The sequence below is a fragment of the Proteus appendicitidis genome, from assembly GCF_030271835.1.
Taxonomy (GTDB): domain Bacteria; phylum Pseudomonadota; class Gammaproteobacteria; order Enterobacterales; family Enterobacteriaceae; genus Proteus; species Proteus appendicitidis.
The window spans coordinates 2404104-2424249 of record NZ_CP127389.1 but is presented as its reverse complement, the minus strand read 5'-3'; the positions used below and the strand labels follow the sequence as shown (position 1 = coordinate 2424249).

13 protein-coding genes and 1 riboswitch are annotated in these 20146 nt (G+C 38.3%); of the genes, 7 read left to right on the top strand and 6 right to left on the bottom strand.

Annotated elements, in window-relative coordinates; genetic code table 11:
* Nucleotides 1-355: 355 nt before the first annotated feature.
* Nucleotides 356-511 carry a PhoP/PhoQ regulatory lipoprotein MgrB gene (gene mgrB / locus QQS39_RS11280; RefSeq protein ID WP_226892284.1) on the top strand — a complete coding sequence of 52 codons (156 nt, stop codon included), beginning with the start codon at nucleotides 356-358 and terminating at the stop codon, nucleotides 509-511.
* 149 nt (nucleotides 512-660) lie between these two features.
* Nucleotides 661-2043 carry an amino acid permease gene (locus QQS39_RS11275; RefSeq protein ID WP_151435443.1) on the top strand — a complete coding sequence of 461 codons (1383 nt, stop codon included), beginning with the start codon at nucleotides 661-663 and terminating at the stop codon, nucleotides 2041-2043.
* A gap of 105 nt (nucleotides 2044-2148) precedes the next feature.
* On the opposite strand, the gene pagP is transcribed toward QQS39_RS11275, so the two are convergent.
* The gene (gene pagP, locus QQS39_RS11270) at nucleotides 2149-2784 is read right to left on the bottom strand and encodes a lipid IV(A) palmitoyltransferase PagP (protein WP_160230446.1); all 636 of its coding nucleotides are present in this window, start codon (nucleotides 2782-2784) and stop codon (nucleotides 2149-2151) included.
* Between the two features lie 613 nt (nucleotides 2785-3397).
* Nucleotides 3398-4042, bottom strand: coding sequence for a hypothetical protein (locus QQS39_RS11265; protein WP_151435441.1), 645 nt, complete (start codon nucleotides 4040-4042; stop codon nucleotides 3398-3400).
* A 316-nt stretch (nucleotides 4043-4358) separates the two neighbouring features.
* Nucleotides 4359-4447, top strand: a riboswitch (TPP riboswitch).
* A gap of 51 nt (nucleotides 4448-4498) precedes the next feature.
* On the opposite strand from QQS39_RS11265, the gene thiD reads away from it, so the two are divergent.
* The 5 genes from thiD (at nucleotide 4499) to QQS39_RS11240 (ending at nucleotide 15582) form a co-directional block, all read left to right on the top strand.
* Entirely contained in the window at nucleotides 4499-5296 is a 798-nt protein-coding gene (gene thiD, locus QQS39_RS11260; protein ID WP_285804540.1) for a bifunctional hydroxymethylpyrimidine kinase/phosphomethylpyrimidine kinase, read from the top strand.
* Nucleotides 5297-5454: 158 nt separating this feature from the next.
* Nucleotides 5455-7299: an AAA family ATPase gene (locus QQS39_RS11255; RefSeq protein ID WP_285804539.1), complete on the top strand. Its 1845-nt coding sequence runs from the start codon at nucleotides 5455-5457 to the stop codon at nucleotides 7297-7299.
* Complete coding sequence (locus QQS39_RS11250; protein WP_285804538.1) at nucleotides 7293-7922, top strand: 4Fe-4S single cluster domain-containing protein; 630 nt, start codon at nucleotides 7293-7295, stop codon at nucleotides 7920-7922. The genes QQS39_RS11255 and QQS39_RS11250 overlap by 7 nt, the downstream gene beginning before the upstream one ends.
* Before the next feature lie 17 nt (nucleotides 7923-7939).
* Nucleotides 7940-14194, top strand: a complete 6255-nt coding sequence (locus QQS39_RS11245) for a protein kinase domain-containing protein (protein ID WP_285804537.1) — start codon at nucleotides 7940-7942, stop codon at nucleotides 14192-14194.
* Complete coding sequence (locus tag QQS39_RS11240) at nucleotides 14191-15582, top strand: hypothetical protein (protein ID WP_285804536.1); 1392 nt, start codon at nucleotides 14191-14193, stop codon at nucleotides 15580-15582. Before QQS39_RS11245 ends, QQS39_RS11240 begins: the two co-directional genes overlap by 4 nt.
* A gap of 48 nt (nucleotides 15583-15630) precedes the next feature.
* On the opposite strand, the gene fbaB is transcribed toward QQS39_RS11240, so the two are convergent.
* The 4 genes from fbaB to baeR form a co-directional block, all read right to left on the bottom strand.
* Nucleotides 15631-16680 carry a class I fructose-bisphosphate aldolase gene (fbaB, locus tag QQS39_RS11235; protein WP_151435435.1) on the bottom strand — a complete coding sequence of 350 codons (1050 nt, stop codon included), beginning with the start codon at nucleotides 16678-16680 and terminating at the stop codon, nucleotides 15631-15633.
* Nucleotides 16681-16729: 49 nt separating this feature from the next.
* Nucleotides 16730-17623: a lipid kinase YegS gene (gene yegS, locus QQS39_RS11230; RefSeq protein ID WP_196736202.1), complete on the bottom strand. Its 894-nt coding sequence runs from the start codon at nucleotides 17621-17623 to the stop codon at nucleotides 16730-16732.
* A 297-nt stretch (nucleotides 17624-17920) separates the two neighbouring features.
* A complete protein-coding gene (gene trhP / locus QQS39_RS11225) occupies nucleotides 17921-19300 on the bottom strand; it encodes a prephenate-dependent tRNA uridine(34) hydroxylase TrhP (protein ID WP_151435433.1) in 1380 nt (459 codons plus the stop codon).
* A 119-nt stretch (nucleotides 19301-19419) separates the two neighbouring features.
* Nucleotides 19420-20127, bottom strand: a complete 708-nt coding sequence (baeR, locus tag QQS39_RS11220) for an envelope stress response regulator BaeR (protein WP_151435432.1) — start codon at nucleotides 20125-20127, stop codon at nucleotides 19420-19422.
* Nucleotides 20128-20146 lie beyond the last annotated feature (19 nt).

Genomic DNA, 20146 nt, shown 5'->3' with positions numbered 1-20146 from the left:
TTCCATTCTATCAATGAAGTTAAGGTAAAAATCAAAATTAACTCCCTAATCTTATACAAAAAATAACAGACAGAGAAATCCATATTAATGAATAGCTATCTCTAATCGTTGGCAAAATGTGTACTTAAAATAATATAAGGTCATTTTACATACAGTTTAGAGCGAAATAATGCAAATTATCTGAAATCTGTCGAGGAAGCGTTTACCTTTCATAATGAAAGTTATGCTAAATTTACTCATAGAGATAATTGATTGCGAATTTTATAACAACAACTCCCTGTCTTGTTATCGTATTTAAGCGAATGCTTATAATGTGATAAGTCATACTAACAAAATGTATTTAAAGGATTTTAAATTGAACGCAAAGAAAATAATTATTAGCTTAATTATTGCATTAGCCATTACCTTTGGCCTCTATCTTGTGGCTTTAGATAATTTTTGCGATCGAGGAGAGGATTTCCAACAAGGTCTTTGTCGCTTTACCACATTATTCCCCTCTAAACATCACTAAAAGATAGCTTTTCTTATTATTTTTCGCCTAGCATAAAATGTATTTGTTATTCAAGTCAGAATAGTGTTTTAATGGGGGCTTGAAATAAACAAAATCGTAAATATTAGTTTACACGTTAAGTTGATAAAATAATAAAGAGAAGAGGATGTATGGCGAGAGAGTCGCAACAGACAGAACTTAAGCGCGGTCTGAAAAATCGACATATCCAGCTAATTGCGCTGGGTGGTGCTGTCGGCGCTGGTCTGTTTCTTGGTATAGCGCAAACTATTAATATGACAGGCCCCTCAGTAATATTAGGATATGCTATTGGTGGTTTTATTGCGTTTATGATCATGCGCCAATTGGGCGAAATGGTTGCCGAAGAGCCAGTTGCGGGTTCGTTTAGTCACTTTGCTAATAAATATTGGAGCCCATTTGCTGGCTTCTTATCTGGCTGGAATTATTGGGTGATGTTTATTCTTGTCGGTATGGCAGAATTAACCGCAGCAGGGAAATACATTAACTATTGGTTACCTGATATTCCTGTTTGGGTTTCCGTTGCTATCTTCTTTGTGGCAATCAACTTAATCAATTTGATTAACGTTAAAATGTATGGTGAAACAGAATTCTGGTTTGCCATTATTAAAGTGTTGGCGATTGTTGGTATGATTTTATTTGGGAGCTACTTACTGGCAAGTGGTAATGGTGGTCCTCAAGCTTCGGTTAGCAATTTATGGGAGCTAGGCTTTTTTCCTCATGGCTTTACGGGGTTCATGTCTGCATTAGCCATTGTGATGTTCTCTTTTGGTGGACTCGAACTGGTGGGGATCACCGCAGCTGAAGCGGAAAACCCAAAAGTGAGCATTCCAAAAGCGACTAACCAAGTTGTTTATCGTATTTTAATTTTCTATATCGGTTCATTGTTAGTGTTACTTTCACTTTATCCTTGGACTCAAGTTGTAAAAGGTGAAAGCCCATTTGTTCTGATTTTCCATAACTTGGATAATTTCTTAATCGCGAATATTTTAAATGCCGTGGTATTAACTGCTGCACTGTCTGTTTATAACAGTGGTGTTTATTCTAATAGTCGTATGCTTTATGGCTTGGCAAAACAAGGTAATGCACCACATGTGCTTTCTCGTATTAATAAACGTGGTGTACCAGTAGTGTCATTACTATTGTCTGCGATTGCGACTTCATTAGGTATTTTAGTTAACTACTTATTACCTGATCAGGCACTAGAACTATTAATGGCGTTGGTTGTAACCACGCTAGTACTTAACTGGATAATGATCTGTTTAGCGAATTTAAAATTCAGAGCGGCAAAAACCAAAGAGGGTGTAGAGCCTTTCTTTAAAGCACTTTGGTATCCATATGGTAACTATATCTGCCTGGCTTTCTTATGCATGATTTTAGTGATTATCTTATTTATGCCACAAGTGAATATTTCGGTAATTTTAATGCCATTCTGGATTGCGTTCTTATGGGTTGGATTTAAGATTTCCCGTATGAAGAAAATACCTAATAGCGCCCAAGCAAGCCAAGATATTTAAATATTACTGACTTATTGGGATAATAAAAAAACGCATCATTAAGATGCGTTTTTTTATGTTCTATTTTTATTATCTGCAATTATTTTGAGCGGAAAAAATAAAAAATTACTGCCAACGTAACCAAGCAAATAACACATTACCATTGTTATAAGTACCAGGAACATAAGTGGCTTGTAATGAAAGATGTCCGTAACCGACAGAAACTAACGGTAACGGGAGTGGCATAGGAATATAGTTGTATTCATGGCGTGCTGTAATACTTAGTGTAAAACCTGCGCCCATACGAAATCCATCTTTATCACCGGGATACCACATTTTCTCAAAACCATAACCCATAATAGGCTGTACACGGTTATTAGAGTCCATAAATGCCATCGCATAAAGAGAGTGCCAATCACCATCGTTGTCATAACGATATTTACCCATACCAAAACCCCAAGGTGTTTCGTTATAGCGATCCGTTTTTTCTTTATCGTAAGTAAAACGATTATGCCAAGTCCATACAGGCAAATAGTAGTTATATTGGTCATTGTCCCAAGTTTGATTGACATTACGTTTGAATTTTCCCCAGTAGCTCTCTTCATTATTAGATTGAGATGGATTACTGGTGATTTGTTGGTTTTCTGTCGTAATAATCTGATGGGTATTGGAATTATTTTCAGAAGCGAAAGCAGACGTTGTTAATGCAAGAGACAACAGCGTTGTGGCTAATACGCTAGGGTGAAAATAGGATGATGACATAATATAACTCCGAGTACGGCATAAACAGTGATTCTGGTGATGACAAATAAACATTACTAATAGTGTTATTTAATCGACAAGTATTTAAGATAAGAGGTATCTGAAACTTTACTTCTTAAATAAAATCTTAAGGGATTAGAATCGGTTAAGAAGAAAACAAATAGATTTATTGTACTTATGAACGTAATTTTTTCTGATATTAAATACTATTATTTTTTATGATAATGTATTGTTTTTAATGAAAAATTAAGTTTTTATTAGATTGCTAATAAATAGCTGATAAATAAGGTTAAAGAGAAATAATTTTAGGTTGGTCATTTTCAACAGCAAAATTCCATAAAATAGCTATTTTTATGACTTAATGAAAATATTGAGATAAATTTAATATCAATAACATTAGGTTATAAAAAGAGATTAATTTCCAGCGGATAATAGAGTAACGAATAAGAAGAGTTAAATAAAAAAAAGAAAAAAACAGAGGTTGGTTTATAAAACGTTTAGGTTTAACCGTTAACAACAGGAGTGCAGTCTGTTTTTTATACAGATAATCCTATGGTGAGAGAGTGCAAATTAAAGAATTGTTGCTTACACTCTCTCAACGGGAAGAAAGCATTTATTGAGATAATTTTTCTTGGCTAATAACAAGGAGTCGGTGAGTATGAGTATCACGATCCTTACCCCAGCAGAAAGCGTCCCAATTTTCATAAAGATCATCAGTATCTTTCACTACTGTTAGAGGACGGTTTTCTTCTGTTCCATCTGAAATATAAACATTAAGGTGAGCAGTAAAAGCCCAATCAATCATTGTTTCCCAAAAACGCTTACCTGCACCGGTTTGCTCTTCATCAGAAACAACAATGTTGTATGTTTTAAGTAAATAACTAAAGAAGTGTCTAGGGAGATATCTTGTCGCAATATCATGTTCTTCAGAAACAGTTCGCCATACTTTAACTTGGGTACATGTTGTTTTACTAAATATAATGTCTTTGCGAAAAATAAGCTCTACAAGATAAACTGTTTCAGGTGCATTGGTAGTTGAAATTAAACGATATTGATTGCGTTTTAAAGATTTAACAAAACGATACCCATTAGGGATGCTATATTCTGGTAATACAAAGTCTTCCACACCTTTTTCAAGGAATTCTTTTGTATGATCAATATTTCTAGAGTGAATTTTCAACTTTACATTAAAATCTGCATCAGGAATAAGATAAGGCATTGATTGTCCATTATTCTGTTGCGATGGTTCATTTTTCATTTAGCCCCTCCGCATTGTGTGATTGTCCAGAAATGCATTATAAATACCTCATCTAGCAGATAATATATCGATTGTCGTTAAAACGAACAAAATAATTTATTTTATTCTTCTTATTTAAATATAGCTAAAATATATTCCTTAAATTGATGTGTCATGCAATAGAAGCCATCGGCTTAGTATTTATTATATACAACCTTAGCTGATTTATCTTACTGAATCACAAATCTCAACAATAGAGGATCTATAGATCGAGATGAGCTATCAAACTAGCTTCTTTATCTTGAGCATGCGATACTCGTTATCGCCTGAATTTACAGGCTTTGGCTCGGGGCGCCTTATGGCTGAGATGAACCCGTATAACCTGATCTGGATAATGCCAGCGTAGGGAAGTCAAGGTAACTCTGCTGATTAACAGAGCCCGACTTTTCTGTAACTGGTGAAAGGAGGAGTTAATCAGTGAGATTCAATGCATTGTCTATCGCAGGCACCGATCCCAGTGGTGGTGCAGGTATTCAGGCCGATCTGAAAACATTTTCCGCACTGGGTGTATATGGCACAACAGTAATGACAGCACTTGTTGCTCAAAATACCTGTGGTGTCCGTAGTGTCTATGATTTATCCCCTGATTTTGTTGCCGCTCAATTAGATGCGGTCTTATCTGATGTTCGAATTGATAGTGCCAAAATTGGCATGCTTTCTAATGCTTCGATTATTGACGTGGTTTGCGACAAGCTTCAGCAATATACGATCCCCTTTGTTGTACTTGATACCGTGATGATTGCAAAAAGTGGTGATCCTCTATTACAGGCTGATGCGGTTAATAAAATGGTCACTCAGCTTTTGCCTCTGGTTGATTTGATCACGCCTAATTTGCCCGAAGCGGCAGCACTGCTAGGTTGTGAAGTCGCTAAAGATGAAATAACGATGAAACAACAAGGTTATGCATTACTAAAACAAGGATGCAATGCGGTGTTGATGAAAGGTGGACATTTAACGGAAAATGAAAGCCCTGATTGGTTATTTACGCAAGATGGCGAGTGGCGATTTACTTCCAAACGCGTTAATACGAAAAATACTCACGGTACAGGATGCACACTTTCAGCGGCTTTAGCTGCTATTCGCCCTCAAGTTTCTAACTGGCAAACTTGTGTTGAACAAGCAAAAGCCTATTTACAGCAAGCGTTAGAATATGCCGACAGCTTAGAAGTTGGGCAAGGTTTCGGCCCTGTACATCATTTTCATCGCTGGTGGTAATGTTGCTTACAACAACACTTATCTTAAATAGAGCCGCTATGGCTCTATTCTCATATTTATGATCGGACTCTTCAAATAATTAACACTGCTTTTAATATAAACAGCCTGTATATCGAGGAATTAGGGTAAGATATAGCTTATTTTCAGTAAGGGATGATATGAATACTACTTTTCAAAAACCACGCTGGTTACGCGATTTACTTCGTTTTATTCCATTGAAAAGCCAGTTTGTGTTATTTGGTAATGTGCGTGACTTACAAGCTAGTGAAGTTACGCCTAATATTATAACGCCACTGCCTTTTAACCAGACACTTTATAACAGTTTGTATGAAGTGGGTTACGTTCATATCATCACTTATACGCCATTAACGGGGTTTCAATGGGTCGCTAATCCTACACACTCTTTGCAAGATGGCGCAATGTTGATGCAACAATTAGGATTAACCGTTACGGGCGATCGTGCATCAGGTAATATTGATAGCTTAAATAGTGTATTAGAAAAATGGCAAACAATAACAGGTCAGCCGATTGCGTTATGTATTGATTTCGCTTCTTGCTTGCTTTCTCATCGTGATAATCTGATGCCTGCCGAACATAGCTTATTTACACGAGCATTAGTGACTTCTCATCAAGCGAGAGCAAGACCTGCTGGCGAACATAATCAACCTTTCTTTAATAGCGTTTTTTGGGTAGTGGAAAAAGAAACCGATTTACCCGATTGGTTTACCGTTAATAATCCTCGAATTCGAGCCATTCCTGTTGCAAAACCCGATAGTCAGATCCGCAGAGCGCTAGCGCCAAATTTATTGGTGTCATTGGCTGGGTTTTCATCGCTTATTGAAAGTGAAAAAGAACTGATCCTTAATGATTTTATCGATGAAACAGAAGGGCTATTACTGCTAGATTTAGTGGCGATTGTGCAATTAGCGCGAATTGAAGAAGTCGGAATAACGCGAATTAGTGATGCAGTAAGACGTTACAAAGTGGGGATCACCGAAGATCCGTGGCAAAAAATCGATAAACAAAAAATTCGTAATGCACCACAAGTTATACAACGTCGCGTTAAAGGGCAACAACATGCTGTGACGCATTTATTAGATATTATTAAGCGCGCAATGACGGGCGTGGGCAGCAATAAAGGGGGAAGACCTCGAGGCGTGCTGTTTTTAGCCGGACCAACTGGTGTGGGGAAAACTGAGTTAGCAAAAACGGTTACTCAACTGCTTTTCGGTGATGAAAGTGCTTATATTCGCTTTGATATGTCTGAATTTAGTGCCGAACACGCTGATCAACGTTTGATTGGTGCGCCTCCAGGTTATGTGGGTTATGACTCTGGTGGTGAATTAACCAATGCGATTCGCGAAAAGCCTTTTAGCGTTGTGTTATTTGATGAGATAGAAAAAGCGCATCCTCATTTAATGGATAAATTCCTACAGATTATTGATGATGGGGTATTAACGTCAGGGCGTGGTGATCGCGTTTATTTTTCTGAAGCATTAATTATATTTACTTCAAATCTTGGGATCTACCATGTTGATAATAATGGTGAAAGAGTGGCGAATGTTCTACCTCATGAACCTTTTGAAAATGTCAGCCGTAAAGTAAAAAGTGAAATAGAGCGCCACTTTAAATTGGTTTTAAATCGACCTGAATTATTAAACCGTATTGGTGAAAATATTATTGTATTTGATTTTATTCGAGAAGATGTTGCGGAGCAGATATTTGAACAAATGGTCGCAAATATCTTATCTAGCCTTGATAAACAATCACTCAGATTGTCGATATCTGAAACGGCTAAATCGACGTTAAAATTCTACTGTTTATCTGATTTATCAAATGGCGGTCGTGGTATTCGCAACCAATTAGAGATTTATTTAATTAATCCACTCTCAAGAGCTATTTTTGATAGTGATTTGGCAATAGAAAAAGCTTATCAAATTGCAGATATTCAGATAGGTGAAATGACCAATATTATTTTGGTGCCACAGGTAAATGAATGTTGATCAGTTTATCGCGAACTCATTTCCCAGTGACAACATTAGGGCCAGGAAAACGAATTGGTATCTGGTTTCAAGGATGCTCTTTGCGCTGTAAAGGCTGCTTATCGCCAGATACATGGGAAAGAAAAACCGCAAGCATCACGGTTGATGCGATTATTCAACAAATTCACCCTTGGTTTTCATTTGCTGATGGTATTACGATTTCTGGCGGTGAACCTTTTGAACAACCAGAAGCGCTTTATGCATTATTAACGGCTTTGCGTCAGCAATTTTCGGGAGATATTTTTATTTACAGTGGTTATCACTGGAATGAGATAGAGCCACAAGTCACTAAAATGTCAGGCTTAATTGATGCGTTAATGAGTGGTCGATATCAAGTTGAAAATACGCAAAGTTTGATGTTACGAGGCAGTGATAATCAGCAACTTCATTGTTTAACAGCCAAGGGGCGTGCGCGTTTTAGTGCTTTTGACAGAAGTGTAACCGAAGAAGACAAAGTGCTTGATCTCTCACTGGATAACCAAGGGCGTATTTATCTTACCGGTATTCCTCAAAAGGGCGATATGGCTCGTTTGCGTGAAGTATTAGCACAACAAGATACTCAATTAAAACAGATAAAAAGATAAGAGAGATGGAATAAAGGATGACCATGATACGTTTTTGTCCTCACTGCCAAACGGAGCGCCAATTAACTGAGATTTTCTGTGCAGGACAGATTAATGATAAACCGTGTGGATGGGATCTAACGATTGAACCTATTCATGAATCAGGTTGGCGTCCATCTCCTCCTATATCTTCATCTCCTTCCATTGAGGCATCTACGGTAATCCCCGATCTTAATCATTTTCAGCCTCGCAAGTGTGTCAACGGACATTTGATGGGAGAAGACGATTTTATCTGTTTTGAATGTGGTGCTGATCCAACGGATGAGATTGAAAATAACGACGTTACTGATAATGAAACGTTTAGGTTGATTGGTGATTGGCGTCTTGAACAACGTATCAATTCTATTAATAGCGAAAGAGAACGCTACAACGTAAGCAATCTCAAAACAGAACAAGAGGGCGTATTAACACTCTATCTTAAAGGTGAAGAGCCTGATCCTACTATTTATCAAGTCTTAAATCTGATCTCTACTGACCATATACCCGTGTTTTATGAAACGGGTCGATGGGAAAACCGAGCTTGGCATGTTACCGAGCGATTAGATGGTGGTTCACTAAGCCAATTTATTGAACGTGGTGATTTTTGGCAACCGAATGAAATTAATGCTTTAGTCTCAGAATTAGGTACGGCTATTGCGGCATTAACGGAACATGGTGTGCGTCATCGTGCGTTAAAGCCCTCCAATTTGATGATCCGCACTCGCGAACCCCTTGATATTGTGGTGATTGAATATGGTTCGGCATGTTTATCTGAATTTGATCTCGATATTGTCTCTCCGCTTGAAATTTCACGTTATAGTGCGCCAGAAATATTAGCGGGTGGCGTTTCGGCAGCATCAGATTGGTGGAGTTTAGGGATAATTTTACTTGAGCAATTAACGCAAGGAGCCTGTTTTAAACATATCCATGATAATGCGTTTTTAATTCAAGTAATGACCAATGGTGTTGAGCTACCAGATGATTTAGATCCTAATATTCAATTACTTTTACGTGGCCTACTCTGTCGTGATCGCTTTCAACGCTGGCAATGGAATGAAGTCAATGCGTGGCTACAAGGCTTAGCGGTACAAGCGCCAGAAATTAATCGCAACAATGAAAATCAGCAATATTATCAATTTCAATTTGCAGATCAGCCTTTTAATCAACCTGATGCATTTGCAATGGTAGCTGCCCAAGCACAATTCTGGGATCAAGCAACGGAATTACTTATTCATGGTGAAATCACGACTTGGTTAAGCCAATTTGATAATAGTGGCAAACAAGTTGCCCAATTGCAGTCATTAGTTGAAAAACAAGATATTGAGCCAGATTTACGTTTTACACTCGCGCTACGAATTTTAAATCCTAATATGCCATTGATTTATCGTGGCGAGATCATCACTCCTGCATGGCTTTTAGAGCACCCCTTATTAGGTTATCAATTAATTTGTCAGCCTCTTGCCACTGAACTGCAATCTATTGATGAAACGCATTGGCTTGTTCAGCTTTATTATCGTCAATGCACTGTTCGTGAAAGAGCACAGCAACAACGTATTCCATTAAATGAAGAAAGCTTACAGCTTTATTTGTTAATCACTTCTTTAAGTCAATTAGTGGCGCGTTGGGAAATTATTCGTGCAGAATTTCCAGATACTTATAATGAAAATCTACGTGCTTTAATCGATCGTAAGAATATGCATGAAAATGACTATATTTTGTTATTAAGTGCAGAGATTGGGCAATATATCACGTTAGATTCACTGGTGAATAATGCGGCTAAATTAGCCAGAGATCTGGCTATTAAGACGTTTGATAAACAACAAGCTAAAGTATTATTAGCCACACCGCGATATCAACTTATTGAACAGCTTAGCGAAAGAATAGGGGATTTTAAGCGCGTTAATCACGATATTATTGATAGGTGGGCTGATGATTTTCTCTTAACGCGCAGATTGCCTCTTGAACATATTATTGTGATGCTTTGTATTCCCGTTGAGAAATGGCAAGTACCTGAATCGCAAAAATATATTTTAGAAGTGTTACATTTTTTTGCTAAAAAATTAGTTTCTACAAGTCAACGCGGTAATTTAGTCAGAATGCGTTTAACACCCAATGCAGGGCGCGTTGATTTAACCGAATGCTGTTTTGATAATGAAAAAGCGACAAACTTACTTGAGCATTTAATTAACCGTAAGAAAAGATTGTTTTCATTAGAAGGCGAAGTCTTACGTCAACGTGAAAAATTAAATAACCGCTTGTGGATCTTACAACTTAATACTCAGTCTTACCAACGAGATACGGGTATTAATGGCATGTATTTAGGCTTTCCTTTTTTAGTGCTAAATACGCAACCCAATAAAATAAAGCCACGTATTGCCCCGCTTTTCTTGTGGCCTGTTTCAATGAATATTTTGGGTGGCGCTCAAGGTGCGGTGCAAATTGCGTTTGATACAGAGCGTGCATCGGTACGTTTAAATCCAGCCCTTGCAAACTTTGTCGGTATTCCTGCGGTTAATGAATGGCAAAAAGTACTCGATAGCTTAATGTCACAAACGGGCTTGAGTGTCAGTGAAATGATGCTCACGCTCTCGTCTTTATTAACCACGTCAGATCATACATTAAGTCCCTTACCTTCATTAACTGAAGAAATACCAGAAAACAGTGCTTATATTCATTGTTCTGCGGTGTTATTTCACACCTCTTTTATTGGGCAAATGATAAGTGCTGATCTACAACAAATTGCCCATTTACCTATTAACGGCACTGCTCTTGCCACTATGCTGAAAGTGAATACGACAGCACAAGCTTTAGAAACACAAGAGACACTAACAGATAACTATTTGTTGTCGCTGGCAGATCCTTCTCAAAATACCATTATTCAAGCGGCAAGAAAGCAAACAGGATTATTGATAGAAGGACCTCCGGGAACAGGGAAAAGCCAAACTATTGTTAACCTAATTGCTGATGCAATAGGGCGACAAAAAACAGCGCTTGTGCTGTGTCAAAAGCCTGCCGCTTTAGATGTGGTTTATAAACGATTAGTGGCTAATGGCTTGCAAGATAGGGTATTGATTATTCATCAAAACCCTAAAGGGCGAGAGATTATTTCAGCGATCAGAGAGCAACTGGCATTAGAGTATAAACGACAACTGATCGCAGATGTTAAGCAAGACACACCGTTTAATCGTGATAGAACACTTAACTTAATTCAATTTTATGAAACAACGTTAGATTCTTACTATAAAGCGTTATATCTCACTGATAAACAATATGATTATTCATATCGAGAAGTGTTATCTGGATTACTCGAATTAGAGTCACAACAAAAGTGGGCTACAAGTTCGGATGAATTAAACACCTTGCTTTCTCAATATAATAAAGCAACGTTTATTCAGCTTATCGATAATTTAACGTTATATGGTTTAGATTGGTATGCGATTAATTATGAAAACACGCCATTAAATAACGTTGCTTTATTTTTGCCTGACAGCACGTTATATCGCCAATTTAATGAAAATATTACGCGATTTATTGAAGCAGAAAAACAGCGCGATACGGCATATAGCTTACCTTATCAACAAATCACAATCGATAAATTAACCACTCACGAAACAGCACTCATGCAGTGCAAACAGCAATTAAAAAATCGTAATGATCAACAATGGAATAATTTATCGCGTTGGCTAACGCTGTTTTTAAATGAACAAGGTAAGCAAAATAAAGGAGAGCAGTTGATTGCTCAATTAGAGCAATTAGCAACACGTTTACAGCAAATTGATAGTGAAAGTAGTGATCCTTTGATTTTCCGCTTACTTGCTCCGTTAGATAATGCCACATTAGCAACGTTATCAAGAGCCGTAGCTGATAAATTAAAGCCTTCGTTTTTACGTTTCTTAAATCCTTATTATTATAGTCGAAACAGTAAGTTAAAAAACTTTATTGCGCAAAGTGGTAAAGAAGATAAGGTTGAACATTATATAACGCTACACAAAACGATCACCACAGAACAACAATGGCGTTTGTTGTATCAAGAGTTGCAACCTATTTATCAACAACTAGGGCTAGAACAGCACCTTGAACAACAAAATACGCAGTGGCAGAACACAATCAGTACGGTGATGACTCAGCTTAAAGCCTGTGGTGATGATATCGCGCTATTAGCGTTATATCCTCAACCTGAACATTTTATTGAGTCGATTCAATCAGCGAAAAAACAGGGCTTTGAACAGCAATGTTTAGAAATTGAGAATGCCATTATTCGTGCTAAAACACAGCAAACTAGCCTTGATAAACTAGTGGGTTTACAAGAAACACTTACCGATCTCTGCTATCAACAATTTTATGGTGCGATCAATAAAGGTGAATTGCTGACAACCCAATTACAGCAATTAGCACTCAGCTTGCCTGCTTTAAGTCAATTTCAGTTATTCCGACAAAGAACGACACATTTTTCACCCAATGATTGGCAAGTTTTAGCATTATCACGCCAGTTGGTTGATGAAAACTCGTCCTCTGATCCTATCGATCTTTTAAAAGCGACATTGAGCTATCTGTTTTATAGCGTTGTCAGAACGGACATTGAAATAAAAAATCCGGTATTAAAGACTCAGTCTGAACAATTGCAGAAATATATTGAGCAACTGACAGAGAGCTATCAGCAATTACAGCAAACTAATCGTGCGTTATTAACGGAAAATATCGAATTATCGAGAATTGAAAATGCGCGTCATTGGGAAAAAATAACACGTTTAACTGGGCCTAGAGCATTACGGTTACGCGAATTTATTGATCAAGCAACGCAACTGGGATTGTTAAGATTACGTCCTATTTGGCTGATGACACCGGATGTGGCAAGCCAAATATTACCTTTACAAGCAGGGCTTTTTGACAGTGTTATTTATGATGAAGCCTCACAAATGCCGATTGAATTTACATTACCAACGTTATATCGCGGTAAACAAGCTATTGTAAGTGGTGATGAGAAACAGATGCCGCCTTCCTCTTTTTTCAGCGGTAAATTTAATGAAAATGAAGACGATGAAGATAACGATAACGAGGAAGATGAACAACAAGAGAAAAGCAGTGAACAATGGGACTCCAGTCAAATTTGCCATTGCCCTGATTTACTTCACCTCGCTCGAACAGTATTGCCTATTCATACGTTAGATATTCATTATCGCTCAGCATTTCGAGAGCTAATTAATTTCTCAAATTATGCCTTTTACGAGAATCGGCTAAATATTCCTGCTCAACACTCAGCAAAAACCATTGATACAGTAAAACCGCTGCATTTCATGGCTATCAATGGTACTTATGTCAATCAAACCAATGAAAAAGAGGCTTTGGCGATCGTTGAGCATTTAGCAACCTTATGGCAGATGCCTTTTGATAAACGTCCGTCTGTCGGCGTGGTGACGTTTAACCAAAAACAAGCTCAATTAATTAATCAGCATATTCGTGATCGCAATGACTATGATGTGGATTTTTTAAAGGCTTACACTGAAGAAAGCGCGCGCTTGGATAACGATGAAGATATGTCGTTTTTTGTGAAAAACGTTGAAAATGTACAGGGTGACGAGCGAGATGTTATTTTGTTTTCGACAACGTTTGGTCGTAATGCACAAGGTACCTTTAGGCGTAATTTTGGTGTATTAGGGCAAACGGGAGGAGAGCGTCGTTTAAATGTCGCTATCACCAGAGCGAAAAAGCAAGTGGTGATCATGTCATCAATGCCGATTGATGAAATCTCTGATTTATTAAGCACCAATAAACACCCTGAAATTCCGCGTGATTACTTACAAGGCTATTTAACTTACGCGAGTTATTGCCATCAGATTAATAAACAAGAGGAAAATAAACGTTTATTAGCCCGCTTATGTCGTACTCAAGCTAGTGTGGTAACTCAAGAGCAGATAAACGATCAATTTGTTATCGATGTCACTCGTTTTATTCAATCTCAGGGATATCATATTGCCCCCTCACAACAAGCGGGAATTTTCTCTTTTGACTGTTTAATTGAAGATGAGGGCCAAGGTAAATTACTGATGGGAATTGAGTGCGATATGCCACAACATGAGTGGTTATCTCAGGCTTGCGCGCGTGAGCTATGGCGAAAAGATATTTTGCGTAAAGTGGTGCCTTATCATTATCGTGTTTCGTTGACACAATGGTTTTATCATCGCCAAGAAGCCCAACAACAACTTCTTGAAGCCTTACAACATGCCTCTTTACTGAATGAAAAAGTGAGTGAATGATGAGTTCATCAGTACATTATATCTCTGTAAAAGAAACCAATGTTATCCGTTATCATCGACAATTAGCGAATAGCAAAAAACAATTCAAGCAATGGCGGGCATTGGTTGAACAGCTCACATATCAAGATGAAAGAGTGAGCCAAATTGAATCTACCTTTAATGCATTAGTGAAAGATAATCAGCAATTGGATGCATTAAGTGCTCAATCAGTGAGTGGATTAACGGATAAATTAAGCCAGTTTATTGCACCCTTACGACAAGATATGAAAAACCTACGAGAACAAGTGCTTGAAGAAAAAGCGCTTGCACGTCATATCCAACAAAGCAAACAAAAATCATTGGCACTGTTAAAACAATTAAAATCACAATTAGCATCTGACAGTATTTTAATCACTGAAATTGAACAGAGTGAAAATATCAGTGCCGAGGACATTAGCTTATTGCTATTTCGTGTAACGGGTGAAATTGAAGCGCAAAAAGCGCAACTCAGCCCCGCTCAAACTGAACTATTGACGCAATTAAAAGCGCAATCTGTATATACCCAACAATTATGGCAAAGTGGCGAGCCTCAAAGCCCCTTTGCACAACAATGTCATCAAATTGAATTGATGATTGAAAAATTACGGCTGGTGGGGAATGAAGCAGAAGCCAATGATAATGCAAACCAGCTTATTGAAATGCAAAAGCTTGTTAATAGCAAAGAGCAGGGTGGTAATAAAGAACAGGATAATCGCAAAAAACTGCGTTTACTCGCAGATTCCATGATCATGAATATCGCTGAAAGCTTACGTAATAGCGTGAAGCATATTGAATTAATGGAAGAATTAACACGTTTATGTGCAGAGCTTGAAAGCTTTGATGATAAAGAGATGCTGACTCTTAGTCGAGATACAGAAGCGGTTGCTTCATTAGCAACCAATGAACAACTTGATGTAATGATCATAAAGTTAAAACAGTCCATTGAAATGCATGAACAGCAACTTTCAATGAAAAAACAATGTGAGGCGGTATTGGCTGGTTTAAGTGAATTAGGTTATGTGGTGCATGAAAATGCCGTAAATGCATGGCTTGATAAAGGGCAAGTTGTTGTGTCTCATGCCACAATTCCTGATTATGGTTTAGAGTTAGGCGGAAAACAGGCGCGTTTTCAAGCTAGAACGGTGGCGTTAACACATCAACGTGATACAACGCGAGATAAAGATGTTGATGCCATTTGGTGCAATCAGCATCAGCAATTACAATCGATTTTAGCGAAGTCTCATGCAGAGTTATTGATTGAGCGAGCATTGCCAGCAGGGCAAAATGCAATGAAAGTGATAGAGCGTGAAGATATGGCTCCTCAACATGCAATAACGCAAGTGCAAAAACCAAAAACATTTAGTCGCTAAACCATAAAAGCCACTCATTTGAGTGGCTTTCACATTTAAATCTATCGGTTAAGCAATAGTGACAGATTTATTCAGATAAACATCTTGTACTGCATTAATTAGTGCAACACCGTCTTTCATTGATTTCTTGAACGCTTTACGCCCTAAAATTAAACCCATACCACCTGCACGTTTATTGATAACCGCAGTGCGTACAGCATCTTCAAGGTCATTATTACCTGAAGCGCCACCAGAGTTTATTAATCCTGCACGACCCATATAGCAGTTGGCTAATTGGTAACGGACTAAATCAATGGGGTTTTCAGTGGTGAGTTTTGTGTAAACGCGCTCATCAGTATGACCAAAACCAATTGCTTTAAAGCCACCGTTGTTTTCAGCCATTTTTTGTTTAACGATATCCGCGCCAATTGTCGCGGCTAAATGGTTTGCTTGACCAGTTAAGTCTGCACTTGCATGGTAATCTACACCATCTTTCTTAAAGGCTGGATTACGCAAATAAGCCCATAATACAGTGACCATACCCAATTCATGTGCGCGCTCAAAGGCCATTGAAATCTCTTCAATTTGGCGACGGCTTTCTTGTGAACCAAAGTAAATAGTCGCACCCACGGCAACAGCACCCATTTCAAAGGCTTGTTCTACACTGGCATACAGTGTTTGGTCATATTGCGCTGGGTAGCTTAGAGTTTCATTGTGGTTTAATTTCACAAGAAAAGGGATTTTATGTGCATAGCGACGAGAAACAGAAGCAAGAACACCATAAGTAGAAGCAACACAGTTACAACCCGCTTCAATAGCTAATTCAACAATATTTTTTGGATCAAAATAGAGTGGATTTGCTGCAAAAGAGGCTGCGGCAGAGTGCTCTACACCTTGGTCAACAGGTAAAATAGACAGATAACCCGTTCCCGCTAAACGCCCGTGATTAAACAGGGTTTGCATTGAACGTAACACGCTATTAGGGCGATTGTTATCAATCATAACACGATCAACAAAGTCAGAACCTGGCAGGTAGAGATTTTCGCTTGGGATGGTTTGGCAACGATGTTCTAATAATGATTTTGCATCAGTACCTAACAAACTTACTATATCAGTCATTACATACTCCAGTTCATGATGAGATGAGAGTGATTGTCATTTATCTACACTAAGATAACAAGTCACATTGAGGCGGTAACCGGCAGTGGATCGCTTCAGGTAACACAATAAATTCAAATTTATTCCCTAAAAGGGGTTCTCCATCTAAATTAAATACCATTTCATGAGAAGCACTAATGTTTACCCAGCGACTTTCTCGCTCGATTATCTTGTCATTTTTCTTGCTATCAAACATGCTGCTTAAAATTGAGGGGAGAAGTTCGTGAGCTTCAACGATGGTAAGATTGAGTTTATTGTCATTAATTAAGGCTTCGGAACACAGTTTTTGTCCTCCACCCGCTTGACGTCCATTGCCGATAGCTAAAATAAGAGACTCACCTTCCCAGTGGAAATTTTCTGCTTCAATTGTGCAATGATCCGCTTTTAAAGCGTCAATACTTAAAAGACCATTAATAAAATAGGCAGCTCCACCTAATGCTGATTTTAAGGCTTCAGGGGTTTCTGTTGTGATCTTTGTTCCAAAGCCGCCTGTTGCCATATTGATAAAATAGTGGGTCTTATTAACGGCAATAATATCAATAGGTCTTGCGCGACCTTTAACGGCTAAATTAAGTGCATTTTCCATATCACGAGGGATTTGTGCGCTGGTGGCAAAATCATTTGCTGTGCCTAATGGAATAATACCAAGGGTTGGCGGCGATGAAGGTGATAAATGAATAAGTTCAGAAGCAACACGATTAATTGTGCCATCACCTCCCGCAGCAATCACCGTTTCAGCATTTATATCAATAGCCTCTTGTACAAAACGCCGTACATCACAGGACTCCCAAGTAACCCTGACTTGGAGATCAAAACCTTCATCACGTAATTGGTAAACGGCTTTTCTCAATGCGTTATTATTCGCGCTTTTTCCATTAATGATTAGCAAACTAATTTTACTCATTGATGAGTTCCTTTAATTAAATCACTCTTTTAAAGGTAACGGATATCGAGAAAATTACTATTTTTTTTACAAATGATAACGAAAAAGGGCGTGTGTTTTAGACAAAAGGACGTTGATAAGAAGGGGACAAAAAGAAAAGGCAAATCCAAGGGAGATTGGATTTGCCAAGGAGGTGGTTCCTAGTCTTACTGTATTCATTCTAGTTCTTTATTTTTCGGAACTGATGATACGGTAAACAAATTATTATTGATGTGATCTGTATTTGAAATTGACCACATTAAATCAGATTATGACGCTTTACTTCACTTCTACCGCATCAATTTTATGCGGTTGGCGTGTTGTTGTACCTTGTAGGTTGCGGATCAGCAGTGCAAAATCTAAATCAACATCTTCAGGAACAGATAAATAAACCATGTGACCATTACCTGGTGCAACATCTGTTGGCTGCTGTTTTTTGTTAAACAGTGTTTCTAACGTAAATTGAATATTTCCTGTTGGTGTCATTAATTCTAGGCTATCGCCTAAAACGAATTTATTTTTAACATCAACTTCAGCTAAGCCGTTTACGCGTTTACCTGTGAATTCACCGACAAATTGTTGCGTGTCAGAGACAGAATAACCATATTCATAAGTTTGGTACGCATCATGGGTATGACGACGTAAGAAACCTTCGGTATAACCGCGGTGTGCTAAGCCTTCTAATGTTGTTAGTAATGTTGGATCAAAAGGTTTACCAGCAACTGCATCATCAATTGCACGACGATACATTTGTGCAGTACGGGCGCAGTAATAGAAGGATTTAGTACGACCTTCAATTTTCAGCGAATGCACACCCATTTGTGTTAATTGCTCAACGTGCTCAATCGCACGTAAGTCTTTAGAGTTCATGATATAAGTACCGTGTTCATCTTCGAACGCAGTCATATATTCGCCAGGGCGTTTAGCTTCTTCAATTAAGTAGACTTTGTCTGTTGGCGCGCCAACACCTAAAGTAGGCTCTACGTTTTTAACTGGAATTGGCGTGTATTTTTCAACGATATTACCGACATCGTCTTCTTTGCCTTCTTCGACTTTATATTCCCAACGGCAAGCGTTAGTACATGTACCTTGGTTCGGGTCACGCTTATTGATATAGCCAGATAATAGGCAACGGCCGGAGTAAGCCATACATAAAGCACCGTGAACAAACACTTCTAATTCCATATCTGGTACTTGCTTACGAATTTCAGCAATTTCATCAATAGAGAGTTCACGAGAAAGGATCACGCGAGTTAATCCCATTTGATGCCAGAATTTTACGGTTGCCCAGTTAACCGCATTGGCTTGGACTGAAAGGTGGATATCCATTTCAGGGAAGGCTTCACGCACCATCATGATCAAACCCGGATCAGACATAATCAGCGCATCAGGTCCCATATCAATGACGGGTTTTAGGTCACGGATAAAGGTTTTTAATTTAGCATTATGCGGTGCGATATTAACCACAACATAGAAGCGTTTACCTAATTCGTGGGCTTCTTGAATACCTTTAGCAAGGTTTTCGTGGTTAAACTCATTATTACGCACACGTAAGCTATAACGTGGCTGACCTGCATAAACGGCATCTGCGCCATAAGCAAAGGCATAGCGCATATTTTTTAAGGAGCCAGCAGGGGAGAGCAATTCGGGTGTAAACATGGTTAATTTCCTGGTTCTGATTTCAAGTCAGTCCCCCACACATTGGGTAGGGGTATATCATAAAGGGGTGGATTCTAGCGCTTAAGTGTAGCGAGGTTCAATGTATTCCTGAAAAAATATCATCGAAAACGGTAAGCTTGGGTTTCCCAACGATAGCCTTGACCGTAAATTGAGCGAATAAATTCAATTTGATCGTTAAGTTGCTCAAGTTTACGTCGTAAGTTTTTAATATGACTGTCAATGGTTCTATCCGTCACAATGCGGTAGTCATCATAAAGATGATCCATTAATTGATCACGGGTTAATATTTTGCCCGGTTGAGTCGCTAAGGCTTTTAGTAAACGAAATTCAGCAGTGGTTAAATCGAGAATTTTATTGTTGTATTGAATTTGATAAGCCTGCTCATCAATGACCACTAATTTATCACTTTGGATAATATCTTGTGGTCGATAAAAACGACGCAATAACGTTTTGACTCTGGCGACGACTTCTCTTGGGCTATAGGGTTTGCAAATATAGTCATCAGCGCCAATCTCAAGTCCGAGTAATCGATCAACTTCTTCTGTTTTAGCCGTCACCATAATGATTGGAATATCTGAAAACTGACGTAACTCTTTACAGATCGTAATGCCATCTTTAACGGGCAACATCAGATCTAATAGTATTAAATCGTAGTGTTGCTGTTTTACACAATGGCTCACTTCAGCACCATCTGCTAACCAATGAGTCTGATAACCTGATGCTTGAAGGTAATCAATAAGCAATTGGGCAAGTTTAGGTTCATCTTCAACAATCAGAATTGAATAGAGGGATTCAGATACTGTCATTTATTGGCTCAATAGTTAT